11 protein-coding genes are annotated in these 13,507 nt (G+C 49.2%); all 11 read right to left on the reverse strand.

Going from position 1 to position 13,507, the window contains the following annotated elements; translation table 11 throughout:
• The 11 genes from ABIA61_RS22855 to ABIA61_RS22905 all read right to left on the reverse strand — a co-directional run bounded on the left by ABIA61_RS22855 (position 1) and on the right by ABIA61_RS22905 (position 13,479).
• Positions 1 to 987 carry a S66 family peptidase gene (locus tag ABIA61_RS22855; RefSeq protein ID WP_404581306.1) on the reverse strand — a complete coding sequence of 329 codons (987 nt, stop codon included), beginning with the start codon at positions 985 to 987 and terminating at the stop codon, positions 1 to 3.
• A 75-nt stretch (positions 988 to 1,062) separates the two neighbouring features.
• On the reverse strand, positions 1,063 to 1,221 hold the full coding sequence (locus tag ABIA61_RS22860) for a hypothetical protein (protein WP_404581307.1): 159 nt from the start codon (positions 1,219 to 1,221) through the stop codon (positions 1,063 to 1,065).
• A gap of 135 nt (positions 1,222 to 1,356) precedes the next feature.
• Complete coding sequence (locus ABIA61_RS22865) at positions 1,357 to 1,494, reverse strand: hypothetical protein (RefSeq protein WP_283652920.1); 138 nt, start codon at positions 1,492 to 1,494, stop codon at positions 1,357 to 1,359.
• A 40-nt stretch (positions 1,495 to 1,534) separates the two neighbouring features.
• Positions 1,535 to 1,816 (reverse strand): hypothetical protein, encoded by a 282-nt coding sequence (locus ABIA61_RS22870; protein ID WP_404581308.1) that lies wholly within the window; start codon positions 1,814 to 1,816, stop codon positions 1,535 to 1,537.
• Between the two features lie 234 nt (positions 1,817 to 2,050).
• Positions 2,051 to 2,692, reverse strand: coding sequence for a 50S ribosomal protein L25 (locus ABIA61_RS22875; protein WP_283652922.1), 642 nt, complete (start codon positions 2,690 to 2,692; stop codon positions 2,051 to 2,053).
• Between the two features lie 232 nt (positions 2,693 to 2,924).
• A complete protein-coding gene (gene pulA, locus ABIA61_RS22880; protein WP_404581309.1) occupies positions 2,925 to 5,426 on the reverse strand; it encodes a type I pullulanase in 2,502 nt (833 codons plus the stop codon).
• Positions 5,427 to 5,796: 370 nt separating this feature from the next.
• The gene (locus ABIA61_RS22885; protein ID WP_283652924.1) at positions 5,797 to 7,452 is read right to left on the reverse strand and encodes an amino acid ABC transporter ATP-binding/permease protein; all 1,656 of its coding nucleotides are present in this window, start codon (positions 7,450 to 7,452) and stop codon (positions 5,797 to 5,799) included.
• Positions 7,445 to 9,610 (reverse strand): DUF454 family protein, encoded by a 2,166-nt coding sequence (locus tag ABIA61_RS22890; RefSeq protein WP_404520992.1) that lies wholly within the window; start codon positions 9,608 to 9,610, stop codon positions 7,445 to 7,447. The genes ABIA61_RS22885 and ABIA61_RS22890 overlap by 8 nt, the downstream gene beginning before the upstream one ends.
• Before the next feature lie 217 nt (positions 9,611 to 9,827).
• Positions 9,828 to 10,973 (reverse strand): mannitol-1-phosphate 5-dehydrogenase, encoded by a 1,146-nt coding sequence (locus ABIA61_RS22895; protein WP_404581310.1) that lies wholly within the window; start codon positions 10,971 to 10,973, stop codon positions 9,828 to 9,830.
• Positions 10,970 to 11,404, reverse strand: a complete 435-nt coding sequence (locus tag ABIA61_RS22900; protein WP_014282897.1) for a PTS mannitol transporter subunit IIA — start codon at positions 11,402 to 11,404, stop codon at positions 10,970 to 10,972. Before ABIA61_RS22900 ends, ABIA61_RS22895 begins: the two co-directional genes overlap by 4 nt.
• Positions 11,401 to 13,479, reverse strand: coding sequence for a BglG family transcription antiterminator (locus ABIA61_RS22905; protein WP_404581311.1), 2,079 nt, complete (start codon positions 13,477 to 13,479; stop codon positions 11,401 to 11,403). Before ABIA61_RS22905 ends, ABIA61_RS22900 begins: the two co-directional genes overlap by 4 nt.
• Between the last annotated feature and the right edge of the window lie 28 nt (positions 13,480 to 13,507).

A 13,507-nucleotide genomic window follows, 5' to 3' on the forward strand; every position in this document is an offset into this window, starting at 1 on the left:
CTATTCACATATTTCAAGATCAATCATGTCATTCCGGGCACGAATACTCGCCTTCCCGCCAATCGGATATGTAAATTGTGGTGTGGTATGTCCGAAATCGGCATCTGCAATCACCGGAATAGAGGTCAGTTCCTTTTTCGAGCTAATGATTTGCCGCAGCAACTTTTCCGTCATATGAGATGCCTGCTGAAAACGTCCGATGATGATTCCTCTCACCTGATCGAATCCCGGCTGGTGCAGCAATGATTGCAAATCTCGATCAAACGTAGCAGGAGAGCTTTCATAATCATCCTCAACCAATAGAATCGTTCCTTCCAGACTCGGCATATACGGCGTTCCCTGCAACAAATTCAGGGTGCAAAGGTTTCCACCCACAATCGTACCGTATGCTTCTCCTTCGTGAATCGCATAAGGCCCGACATTGCGGTGAAAGATTCGTTGATCCTGATCCAAATACCATGTATCGTCACTCCACTCTGGCGAAGACTGGATTTGAATACTGCCCTCTTCCAACATCATCCTTTGAAAATACGCTGTCGTATATTCATTTCCTTGCTGCATGCCAAATGTCAAAAAATGAGGCCCTGCATACGTGATAAGTCCCGTCTTTGCATATATGGCATGGCTTAAAGCAGTAATATCCGAATAACCACATAACCGTTTAGGATGAGCGCCAATCAGTTCATAGTCAAGGTGGGCAAGGAGCTGATTAGCATTATACCCTCCAATGGCAGTCAAAATGCCCTTCACCTTCGGATCGGCAAAAGCTTCGTGTAAATCTGCTACTCTGGATTCTATTGAGGAAGATGTAAAATCATCGCTTTCCAGCACATGCTGCGAAAAGCTTACCACAAATCCGAGTTGCTCCAGCTTTTGCTGGGCAATTAGACGATTTTTCTCAGAAACGATAGACAAACTTCTGGACGGCGAAAGAATGCGTATCTCGTCTCCAGCCTTTAGTTTGGGCGCTTGCTTTCCCATGATCATGGTCATTCCCCCTATATACGAAGCATTTAAACTGCCACAAATTATACCATCAACTTCCATCTATATAAACTGAACTTAAAAGTTACCTATTGCGCCACTGCACAGTCGGATAGTGCTTCCCATCGCCACCGCCCCCCGGATTTCTCGAATAAAGCCTCTGATCAGGGAAGAAATCCGGGGACAAAAGCGACCGCTTCGCTTGTACAGCACCATTCCGCCTACTCCGTTTTCCATGTACCTTTTTTAGTTCAGCCTATGTAATTATAGCTTTTAGAAATATACTCTCAACTCTACATCAGCAAAAAACCGGGGATTACCGTCTGATAGCGATATTCCTCGGCTCATTAGCCCGATGATGAAGCTATCTGATTACTTGCTTTTGCTGGTTTCGATATGGTTACTGTCCTCATTCTTTTCTTGTACCAGCTCTTTCAATTGGATAATCAGCGTCTCCAGCTCACCGAAGCCAGCCACCATGTTGGAGGTTATATTTTGTTGCTCCTCCACACCAGCAAAAATCTGTTCCGACGCCGCACTAACTGTTCGGTTACACTTTAAAACGCTCGGTAAAGCTATACAATCCAGCCACAGCTTGTCTAACCTGTTCAAAAAGAAAATCAATACGTTGCCTTGTCGCATTAATATCTTTATTTTGCTCTTCACTTTTTTGATACTGCATTTGATTCAATACCGACACCACTAACAGCAAAAGCCCAATTAATAAAACAATCACAAACTCGTGAACATAGCGCAAAGAACTGGTAACAGGTGGACCTGCAGGCGTACCGATCGAAATTTGCACAAAAATATTACACAGATTTAAGATCATAGCCACCAGAAAGTATCGGTAAGACGGATACAGCAAAAATAAAGAGCAAATCAATATGGTGGTTTCCAATCACCTTTAATTACCAAGTCACAAAATGACATCATCACTAGATGGATGTAATCGCATATTATTTAAACGCAAAAAATCGCCCCCTGATCAGGGAGCGATTTTACATTTATCTTTGAATAGCCGTCTTCGGCAGGAAGACACTCATCTATCCGATGACCTACAGCATCAGGCCTCCTTGTTTTCGGAAGCCTTTTCTGTACCTTCTGTTGCAGCTGCATCGCCTGCCACAGCAGCATTTTCCACCTCAACCGCACGCGGAACGATAATGGAAGCAAGCAACTCTTCCTCAGGAACGTGCAACGTTACTCCTTTAGGAAGTTTCAGGTCGCTCGCGCTCAGCTTGTCACCGACATCCAGTGCGGATACATCCACCTCAATGGTAGATGGCAGGTCAGCAGGAAGACCCTCGACTTCGACTTCGTTTTCCTGAATTTGCAGAATACCGCCCGTTTTTGTACCTACAGGTGTACCCTGATAATCAATAGAAACACGCACGCGAAGCGGCTTGTTTTTGGAAATTTTCAAAAAATCGGCATGCAACCACTGGTTGTCACGCTGCTGATAATCCTTAATGATGACCGGAATGGTTTCTCCACCCTCTACGGTGAGGTTGAACACCTCCGAACGTCCGGTTCTGACTACTTTATTAAATTCTTTGGCATCGACATGTACAGGGGTTCCTTCAAGCTCAGAGCCGTAAACCACAGCTGGAATCCGTCCTTTTAACCTCAATCCACGAAGTGCCGAACCCTTCTTCTCTGTTCTCGGCTGGGCGGTCAGTTGAATACTTCCTCCATTAGAACTCATGATATACAACCTCCTTCAGGTTACCTTACAAATGATTATTCCTCAAGAATCTTGCCTGTTCACCAGTCGCACTACAAGGTATAAGCCAGCAAGCTGGCAAAATCAAACAAGTCCATAATTCTATATTACCCCTTTTTTCTGAAAATGACACACGTTTGCATAAAAAAATAGCATCTCTCGAAATAATCGAAAAATGCTATTCAATGTACGAAAGACAACCACCCCTATAAAGCTATCCTGCCCGGTTGTCGTTGACCAGCAGCAAATATTCTTCTCTGCCACTGTGAATCAATACCTGCATCACAGATCGGTTCAGGTCTACATCAATATACCGATCGGCCTCAATATCCTTGGCATCCCACTGATTGAGGCGGACGATATAGCCGATACGCCGCACATGAGGAGCCACTTGAATAAGCGCTACTGCGCGACCGTCATCCAATTCACTCAATTCTACATGTCCGTCCCGGCATCCGGTGCCCCATACCCACACATTCCAGCCAGAATATTGTCGATCCGCACGCTCGTAAATCAACTCAATGGTGCGATACAACGCCACTTCTTCGTAGTAACCTGCGATTTCTTGGTCTGTTCCCTCATCCGAACCTTCCAATCCGTTCTCCGCCAGCTCGGTCGTCTGATCCTGTCCGGTCAAAAAGGATGGCTGAGCGGGTTCCTCCTGATCATACAGTACCATCATCGACCAGCGCGAAACGGTCACACGATGGCCTGCTACTTCATACCGTATCTCATTTCCAGCCCCGTGAGCATCCACAACGACATGCCAGCGATCCGATTCCACAGGCAGCAGTATCGTCTGCTCCGTATCCGAGCCGTTATAAATCACCACAATCTGATTCCAGGCATCGCCGTTAGCATGGTGCCTCAATGCAAAAGCTACCACATGCCCGCTGCTGTGCAGCACTTCCATATGCTGCTTCACCAGCTCCCGATGATCCATCCGGAATGCCGGATGACTGCGCCGTAAAGCGATTAGTCCCTGATAGTAATCAAATACGGGACGAAATCTCGCTTTGTTCTCCCAGCGAATAGCATTCACCACATCCACACTACGGTAGCTATTATGGTCTCCATATTTGGAGCGCAACAGTTCATCACCTGCATGGATAAAGGGAATGCCCTGGGAGGTCAGCACCATGCCGTTTGCCAGCAAGGATTTGCGTACGGTTTCATTCTCCAGCAAGTCATGCTCATTCACTTCCCGGTACGGGTCTGCATCCGCCACGGCTTGTTCGGCGGCTCTCCCATCCTGCGGCTGACCCTGCTTCCATTGAGGAAAACCGCAGCGTTCCCGCAAATGCCGCACCGTCAAAATTTTATCCCACAGATTGAGATTATCGTGAGCCGTGACATAATTGACCGTTTCCGAAGGTTGGGCTGTAAAATCATGAATAGCTCCAAAAACACCTTTAAGCACCAGTTCCTCCTGATCCCATGCCCCCGTGGCAAAGCCACTTGCGGTACCATCACTGTCACCCTTAATAGCAGAACGATAGTTGTCATTGAAGACGGCAAAGCCTTTGTCCCGTTGTGTTCCTTTTAACGTCAGCAGAGGCTGCGGGGATTCTCCCCCCGTCCAAGGCTCTCCATAGATAAGCAGATCGGTACGAACCTCAGAGCGAAGCTCCTGTGTAAGCTGCTCCACAGTCGGCGTATCTATCAGTCCCATCAGATCAAAACGGAAGCCGTCTATATGATATTCCTCTGCCCAATAGCGCAGCGAATCCTTGATATACTTGCGAACCATCGGGCGTTCGCTTGCCACCTCATTACCCACACCCGAGCCGTTGGAAAGCTGCCCATGCTCATCCGTACGGTAATAGTAACCCGGTACAACAGGGTCGAACGGCCCTTTTTCCACCGAGAAAGTATGGTTGTACACGACGTCCATAATGACACCGATGCCAGCATTATGCAGGGATTGCACTAGCAGCTTCAACTCCCGTATACGTGCCTCCGGGTCAGCCGGATTGGAAGAATAAGATCCCTCCGGCACATTATAGTGCTGGGGATCATAACCCCAGTTATATTCCGTGCCCTGTTCCGCAAAATCATTTACCGTATGGAAATCAGCTACTGGAAGCAGATGGACATGTGTAATGCCCAGCTCCAGCAAATGATCCAGTCCGATGCTGTTGCCCACCGAATCTTTTAGTCCCGTATACGTAAAGGCTGCAAACCGTCCTTGTGCGGCAGATAAGCCTTTTTCTCCAGTATTAAAATGTGTATCCATTGAAAAATCACGCACATGAAGCTCATATATAATGGCATCCGTAGCCCGGGCAAGTGTGGGTCCAGCATCCTCTTTCCATCCGTCCGGATGGGTTTGAATCAAATCAACGATTGCCGTGCGCTGTCCATTGGCTGATACCGCTGTCGCATAAGGATCGGCGGCATAATGAAGGGTACTGTCTGCCCCGTCCAGCCTGTACATGTAATAATACTTGTTCCAGTCGCCTTCCAGCTCTACGGACCATACACCATGCTCATCACGGCTCATCGGAAATTCCCGGCCACCGCTATGGTCCTGAACGTTACCTTCCTGGTCATACAATCCAGCGTTGTCATACAGCGCTACATGGACCTGCTTCGCAGTCGGTGCCCATACTTTAAACATGCTGCCCGCAGGCGTATAAGTAAGACCCAAATCATGGCCTTCATATGTGGGATATGTTGTGTGCTCAAGCTCCTTGAGTTGATTGAAATCAGACATTCCTGTTCACCACCCATTTCGTTACATCGGCTTTCAGCCTCTGTTCATCCATCATTTATGATGTATACGACTTGTCAGTATACCTCAGGATTTTGCAAAATTCGATTCCAGTCGCTCCAAGGTACAATACATAGACGGAAAAAATCATTTCGATCTATATATTGCTGATTACACGTCGCTTTGTGGATTCTTGCAAAATCCTCACCTACTAGGCTATCAAAATAAGACAAGCTTGAAAAGTTGGATGATTTCAAATACGGATGCTGCTTTCATTTCACACGCACACTCCATTTTATGACAAAACCATGAACAGGCTACAGCAGCAGCCCTTCAAGCACCATAAATAATTCCCTTTATCCCTTCACACACGTCAGGACAGCCTACGGTTATCCATCTGAAACATATCGTCCGCAATCCGCATGGTAGAGCCTCGGTGGGAAACAAGGACAATCGTTTTATCCTGCTGCTGTTCCTTTAATGATTTTAAGATAATCGCTTCGTTCAGGCTGTCCAAATTGCTGGTAGGCTCATCGAGCAGCAGGAGCGGAGCATCATGAACAAAGGCTCTGGCCAGCCCCAGCCGCTGACGTTCACCACCGGACAGCCTGTCCCCCAATTCTCCAACACGGCTGTCATATCCTTGAGGCAAGGTCATAATAAAATCATGCACCGACGCCCTGCGGGCTGCTTCCACAACCTGCTCATGCGTAGCATCAGGTTTTCCAATTTTAATATTGGCCGCAATCGTGTCATCAAACAGGAACGTATCCTGATCCACATAGCTTTGCAGACCTCTCAAATGCTTCGTTCCGATTTCTTTCAAATCATGTCCAGATAGCAATATCCCGCCCTGCTGTGGGTCCCTGAACCGCATCAACAGCTTGAGCAAAGTGGACTTGCCAGAGCCGCTTTTACCCTGAATACCTGTAATCCGCTTGTGCGGTATCGTGAGACTTACATCATCCAGCACCGTCTGACCATCATATGCAAAAGTAACCCTGTCCACCTTCGCCCCGGAAAAAGCAACGCTCATTCCCCCGATATTTTCCTCGACCTCCGGGGTTTCCTCCAGCAGACTCAGCACGCGTTCCCCGCTCGCCAGCGTTTGCAGCAGATTGTTGGACAAATTGCTAAGCGCAACTACCGGGCCAAACGAGCTAAACAGGGCAATGACGGAAACAAGCATCCCTGTAAAGCTGACCTGCCCCTTGGACATGCCATACAATCCAGCCAGTAGCATCAGAAATGAAAAACCCACGACCGCTGCATCCGTTATCGCTCTTGTGATGCCTTCATGATGCTTCAAGCTCTTCTGCTTGGCATCCAATTGATCCGTGCGACGGTTAATCTCCGCCAGTCGTTGTTCCCCGCGCCCGTATTGCACAATTTCCTTCATACCACGTAGACTATCCAGGAAATAACTGCTCAGCTTGCCGAAGCTGCTCCGGTATTCCATCCCCTGACGTCTGCCCATACGCGACGTTAACAGGGGAATGAACAGACCGACCGTTATGTAAGCAAGCGCAGCGAGCCAACCTAACACAGGTTCATAGGAACCGATAAAGAATACCATCAACAGGGAAGTAATGATTCCGATCATAACAGGCGCTATCGTATGTGCATAAAACACTTCCAGCAGCTCAATATCACTTGTAATCAGCGAGATCAGATTCCCTTTGTCCTTGCCTTCGAGCTTGGCTGGCGCCAGTCTGCGCAGGGCTTGAAGCACCTTGTCACGCAGCACAGCCAGCAGCTTGAATGCGAGATAATGACCACTCATTTGCTCGCCATAACGGAACACGCCGCGCAGTACAGCACAAACCACGATGAGCGTGAGCAGGAACGTCATGCTGTAGCCCGTCGTGATGCCCGTTGCTGTAAGCAGGGCAAGGGCTCCATAGACAATAATGCCAATAGCACAAGCAAATCCAAGCACTCCAGTAACGATCGTTATGAGCAGAACGGGTAAAAGAGGCCCGGCCAGTACCAGTAATTGGGCCATAATCCGCATTCCGTGTCTACGCATATACAGCACCTCCTTTTACAAACTGCTCTACCTGGTGTTGGCTGAGATACATCTCGGCATAATGCCCTTGCTGGCTCATTAGTTCAGCATGTGTGCCGGACTCTGCCACTTGGCCGTTCCGCAGCACATAAATGCGGTCGGATTGGACAACATTTTCCAGTCTATGCGCGATGAGAATAACGGTTTTGCTGCCTGCCAGCGCATGTATAACCTCCATAATGCCTGCCTCGCTCTCACTGTCTATGTTAGAGGTAGCCTCGTCAAAAATGTACACGCTACTATCATGCAGCAGCGCTCTTGCCAGCGCTAGCCGTTGGCGTTGTCCCCCTGACAGGTTCGCTCCCTGCTCCTCCAGCTCTACTTCCAGCCCTCCCTGTGAGAGAACAAAGTCATACAGCTTCACCTGCCGCAGCGCTTCCAGCATCTGTTCCTCATTCGCGTGCTCATTGCCCATTTTCAAATTAGCTTCGACCGTGCCCTTGAAAATATAGCTGTTGAAACCGATCCAGGTCATATGCCGCATACGGCTTTCTTCTGAAATGGCGGCAAGCTCGGTTCCTCCAACGGTCAGACTTCCTTGATAACCCTCATGATGACCAACGATTAATCCGGCTACTGTACTTTTACCAGAGCCAGATTCCCCGACAATGGAAACAAAACTGCCCTGAGGAATTTCCATAGATATATTTCGCAGGGTGTCCCTTTCGTCGTAGGCAAAATTCACCTGATCCAGTCGAATATCGGTAGTCTTGATGCTTTTTTTTCCTTGTACTAGCTCCTCTGTACTCAGAATTTGAAATATTTTGTCACTCGCTGCCATGCCGTTCATGGCGATATGAAAGTAGGAGCCCAGCAGCCGCAGCGGAATGAAGAACTCCGCCGACAGCAGCACAATGATCAACGCTCCCGCCAAGCCGATATGACCAGCAGAATATTCGCTCACTGCGACCAGAACGCCCGCAGCGGCACCGCCAAATGCAATAAGGTCCATGACTGCCACCGAGTTTAGCTGCATGGTCAGTACTTTCATTGTCATTTTGCGAAAATCCTCGGCCGCCGTGTTCATTTCCTGATGTTTCTCCTGGTCTGTCCCGTATATTTTAAGCGTGGTCAGGCCCTGTACATTTTCCAAAAAGCTGTGACCCAGATTGACATAGCTGCCCCAATATTTTCGAAACAGCTTTTTAGCCATCCTCATAATGACTATAATCGACACCGGAATCAGCGGAACGCAGATCAACAAGATAATGGCAGCCTTGAAGCTGACAAAGGATAATGTGATGAACAACGTTACGGGTGCAAGCAGACTGTAAAATAACTGGGGCATGTATCTGCCAAAATAGGTTTCAAGCTGCTCCACTCCTTCTACAGCAACCTGAATAACCCCCGATGTGGAGGTATGATCCGTATACGCTGGCCCCAGCTTCAGCAGCTTGCCGTAAATTTGCGAGCGCAGCGTTTTTTTGGCATTCACGGAAGCCCGATAGGACAGCATACTGGCTGCATAATTGCACAAGCATCGGACTGCAATCGCAGCAACGACAATGGCCGTCACAGATAGAATCAGCTTACGGGTAACTTGTCCCGTCCATGCCTGTTGCAAAACAAAGGACATGGACAAAACAGCGGCTATACTGCCTAAAAGACCGATCCACTGCACAAGCACACCCAGAACGATATACTTTCGGGAATGCTCCACCAGACCAAGCAGACGGCTATCGACCATTTTAGACCTTTTCTTCGTGGTATCAGCAAGTGCAGCTACAGATGGAGTTGGGGATGGAGTTTCCCCTGTAGTGCCTCTCACCGTTCCGACCCGGAATATAAAGTAATAATATTTGAAGAGGATGACCAACGCGATAATCACTTTGGCCCACACTGGGGGGGTTAAAATAAAGCCGGTGATGAGCATGGCTGACGCCAATCCCAGAGTCATGATTTTCGTGGACAGCTTCAACGATCTCGTTTGGACGAAGCTTTCCAGATGCTTATGGTACAAAGAGGTATTCGAAAACCATTGGTGAATCCGTTCAGACCCCCGCATAAAGAAAAAGGCTGCCAGCAGCAAAAACGGCGTAGTCGGCAGCAACGGTACCACCACGCCAATGACTCCAAGCGCCAAAAATAGAAACCCTAAGGTAACATAGATCGGTTTCACTGTAATCCTCCCTAAAAAGATATGATGATGATCCATTTGATGGATAATGATAATCATTATCAATATAAACAATTTAGACAGGTTGTTATGTGATGTAAATCACGCATAAAAAAATCCTCTTGAAGCACATCTCTACAGAACACGCTTTTGTGGGTGTTGGTGTAGATGTATTGGCTTCAAGAAGATTATCGAAAATAACGCGCGATATTACGTTGTTTTATGAATTTATAATATCATATTGCTCCAATACCTGCCGATGTAGCGGGTGGTCTGCGGGTATGGATGTATAGCGTGTCAGCGCCACACCCAGTCCTTCGCTGCGGATCACCTGCTGAAGCTCGACTGCCTCAGGGTCCTCCGCAATATCAAATTTACAGGCAGCAGCCATTCCTAGCGCCAGATGATCCGTCAAGATGCCATACTCCTCCGCTTGCAGTGCCGGACGTACAAGACGGTCATTGGGAGACAGCTTCCGCAAGGGTGAACGTCCAACCCGAGTGACCTCGTCTGTCAGATTAGGGTTGCGGAAGCGATCTAAAATTTTGGAGATGTACTTCTGATGCTCTCCCTGATCCAAACCGAAGCGCTTCACAAGCACCGCCCCTGTTTCCTCCAGTGCCCCTTGGATCGAATCCACCACCTTGTCATCCTTCATCGCTTCCTGAATGGTAGCATAACCCGCGGCATAACCAAGGTAGGCCGCCACGCAATGCCCCGTATTCACCGTGAACAGCTTGCGTTCAATGTAAGGCTCCAAATCCTGCACGTAAAGGATGCCTTCGATCTCTTTATGGTCAGAAGCCATTTGCGATCGATCCACCACCCACTCGTAAAAAGGCTCTACCTGCACGTGCAACGGGTCCTCATGATGCTGGATCGGCACAATCCGGTCTACAGCAGCATTGGGAAAATAAACCGAAGCCTCCGCCTTGGCACGAGTCGCCTCATCCAGTAGCGCAAAAACATGCTCTTTCAGTTGGGCGCTGCCTCCGATTGCATTTTCGCAGGCGATCACATGTAGCGGCGCTGCCCCGCGTTTTACCCGCCGCTTAATTCCCTCGGCAATGCCTGCTGCAATATGCTTGAGGATGCTGACACCCACTGCGGTCGTTACCAGATCAGCTTGGTCTACCGCATCCGCTACAGCCGCTGCATCTTTGCCATCAATCGCGGTTACATTCGTGACCATCTCCGCATCCTTGGTATCATTCGCCAACTCTACAGTGTATTGCTTGCGCCGGCGTAACTCGGATACAAGAGTGTCGTTAACATCCGAAAAGACAACCTCATAACCTGCCCGCGATAGAATCAATCCGATAAATCCGCGACCGATATTTCCTGCTCCAAAGTGGACGGCTCTCATAGCTCCATCTCACTTTCGAACAGATCGATAATTTCCTGAGGGGTCACCGCGTTGCGGAGTTTATCCATGTTTTCTTCCTCCGCGCATACCACAGCGATACTCGTCAAAATCTCCATATGATCGCCGCCTTGTGCTGCGATGCCGATCACCATATATGCTTTTTCTTCCCCAAAATCTACACCTTGCGGGAACTGAATGATCGAGATGCCTGTCGACTGAATAAACGTCTTGGATTCCTTCGTGCCGTGTGGAATAGCCAACCCGTTCCCGATATAGGTAGACACGATCTCCTCGCGTTCCAGCATCTTGTCAATGTACTCACCTGTAATATGTCCGGCATCCAGCAGGATTTGTCCGGCCATGCGAATCGCCTCATATTTGTCTTTGGCGGTTGCGTTCATTTTTACTTTGTCTATCGTCATAATGCTCACGGTAGGTTCCTCCCTGTCCCTAATTTACTGTGAAAAAATTCAGCCAGTTCACTCGATATATAATTGGCGATATGCTCACGGCTACCGTGTTTCAGTAGCGTAACCATGTCTTCCCGAAGTAGTAATGCACTAATCTCGCTCAATACCTCCAGGCTTTCTCTCGGCAGCTCGCGAGGTCCCAACATAAGCAGCACGCAATCTACCTGTTCGCCTGCATCCGCCAGCAGCGGCTCTGCCAGCTTATACAGCGTAAGCGAAGGCTCGCGAATATAGTAGCTGCGCGTATGAAACAAAGCTATGGAGGTATCAGGGATCACCTGACTACCCTGGCGCTCTCTTTCCATGAGCTGTGCAGCAATGCCAGAAGGCTCTGTGACGTTCCCCCGCCCCGCCTCCAGCATGCAGATAGCCTGTACGGTAGCGCGCATATCCATCCCCTGATTTTCCAGCGTATACACTTGAAATTGCTGTACAATGTGTACAATTTCCTCGAGACTTTTTCGCAGCCCCGTGAGCCACTCCATGCCCTGACCGGGCTGGACGGCCTGCTCCTGCTGCTGATCATTGGGATGCTTGAGTGTAATATGCTGGATAAAATGTCGCAGACGGTCACTCTCCTCCTGCGTCAGCAGCGGGCTGATCTTGAGATAGCGATCCGGTTCCAGCGGTAGCTCCACCGTCGAAATGATCAGATCATAATCCTCTTTCGGAATCCGCGCCGCCTCGTACCATGAGGCCCTATCCACGATTTTGATCTGTGGCAGCTCCTTGGCGAGCCTTGTTGCCAGCAGCCTGGATGATCCAATGCCGCTCGTGCAGACGACGATGGCCCGCACCTCCCGCCGCAATTGTCGCAGCCGCTCCAGCGAAGCGCCGAAATGCATGACGAGAAATCCGATCTCTTCATCCGGCACTTCCATTTCTGTCATGCCCGCCGCAGCCTTCTTCACCGAGTCGAACAAGCTGCCGTAATCCTTGCGGATTTGCTGGAGCAGGGGATTACGGATGGATCTGCCTTCCTTCAAACGTTTGAGTACCGGAGCCATATGGGCAATCAGTCCTTCACGCAGAACACGATCCTCTGCCAATGGCGTGTCTGTCTCTTCCTCTACACGACGAATCAACTCATGAACCGACTCCAGCAGTACGAGATCATCCAGCGGCAGCAGCCGGGTTGAATGATCCTCGGCATCACGGAATAGCAGTCTGAAATAAGATCGTTCCGGCTCTGGAAAATCAATATCCAGCGCCTCTGACAATTCCGTGCATATGCGTTCCACCATAGCTGTGCGCAGCATGATATTCTCATCCGAATCTGTTTTGGAATACGAGAGACGATGATCCACAACGTATCCGAGCCGCAGACGTGCCAGCGAAACGCAAATTTGAATCAACAGCTCCATATATTTGCTTTCCACCATGTTTTTCAGCCATTTCTCATGGGGCTGCCAGAGGGCATTTTCCACGGTCAGCAGGTTCTCTCTGCCAATCATCTCCAGCAACTTGTCAGCGACACGTGTCACAGGACGAAGCTCCTCCCGGCTGGAAAACAGATCCGATTCATCCAAATACTCTAGAGCCAGCTCGGAAATCGCCCGTCTTTTGTCCGTCTCCCGGCCTGTAATCTCGACGCCGTACCCGCGTCTGCGCACAAGCACGAGTCCCCGTTCCACGATCCAGCCTTGCAATTCGTCCAGATCATGACTGACAGTAGTTACTGCGACCTTCAAATCAGCAGCCAGCGCCAGCAGCTTGATCGGCTCCTGTGTATCCAGCAGCATACAGAGAACCACGATCTTTCTTTCCTCAGCCGAATATTCGTCCGACTTCGTATGCATCAATTGCTCCCGCAGACATACAAGCTGAGCCGGGTCGGCATCCACATAGATACCAATCCCTGATTTTTTCTCCAGCTTTACCTCATGAGCCGCTAACCAATGCTCGACTGCACTGAGTTCCCGGTGAACCGTCCTTGTGCTGACATTAATCTTCGTGGCAATTTCCCCGGCCGTTACCTCTTGGGACTGCTCCAGAAGATATTCCACGATGTCACGTTGTCGTTTCGTAATATTCATAAGCGCATACCGTTCCTTCCCAAGCTCA

The sequence above is a fragment of the Paenibacillus sp. RC21 genome (assembly GCF_044907935.1).
Taxonomy (GTDB): Bacteria; Bacillota; Bacilli; order Paenibacillales; family Paenibacillaceae; genus Paenibacillus; species Paenibacillus terrae_A.

What these genes read in the sequence shown, in the direction of transcription:
- pulA (WP_404581309.1), bottom strand. Translation starts at nt 5,426, where the DNA reads ATGTCTGATTTCAATCAACTCAAGGAGCTTGAGCACACAACATATCCC.
- ABIA61_RS22905 (WP_404581311.1), bottom strand. Translation starts at nt 13,479, where the DNA reads ATGAATATTACGAAACGACAACGTGACATCGTGGAATATCTTCTGGAG.
- ABIA61_RS22875 (WP_283652922.1), bottom strand. Translation starts at nt 2,692, where the DNA reads ATGAGTTCTAATGGAGGAAGTATTCAACTGACCGCCCAGCCGAGAACA.
- ABIA61_RS22895 (WP_404581310.1), bottom strand. Translation starts at nt 10,973, where the DNA reads ATGAGAGCCGTCCACTTTGGAGCAGGAAATATCGGTCGCGGATTTATC.
- ABIA61_RS22870 (WP_404581308.1), bottom strand. Translation starts at nt 1,816, where the DNA reads ATGATCTTAAATCTGTGTAATATTTTTGTGCAAATTTCGATCGGTACG.
- ABIA61_RS22885 (WP_283652924.1), bottom strand. Translation starts at nt 7,452, where the DNA reads ATGCGTAGACACGGAATGCGGATTATGGCCCAATTACTGGTACTGGCC.
- ABIA61_RS22855 (WP_404581306.1), bottom strand. Translation starts at nt 987, where the DNA reads ATGATCATGGGAAAGCAAGCGCCCAAACTAAAGGCTGGAGACGAGATA.
- ABIA61_RS22860 (WP_404581307.1), bottom strand. Translation starts at nt 1,221, where the DNA reads ATGGAAAACGGAGTAGGCGGAATGGTGCTGTACAAGCGAAGCGGTCGC.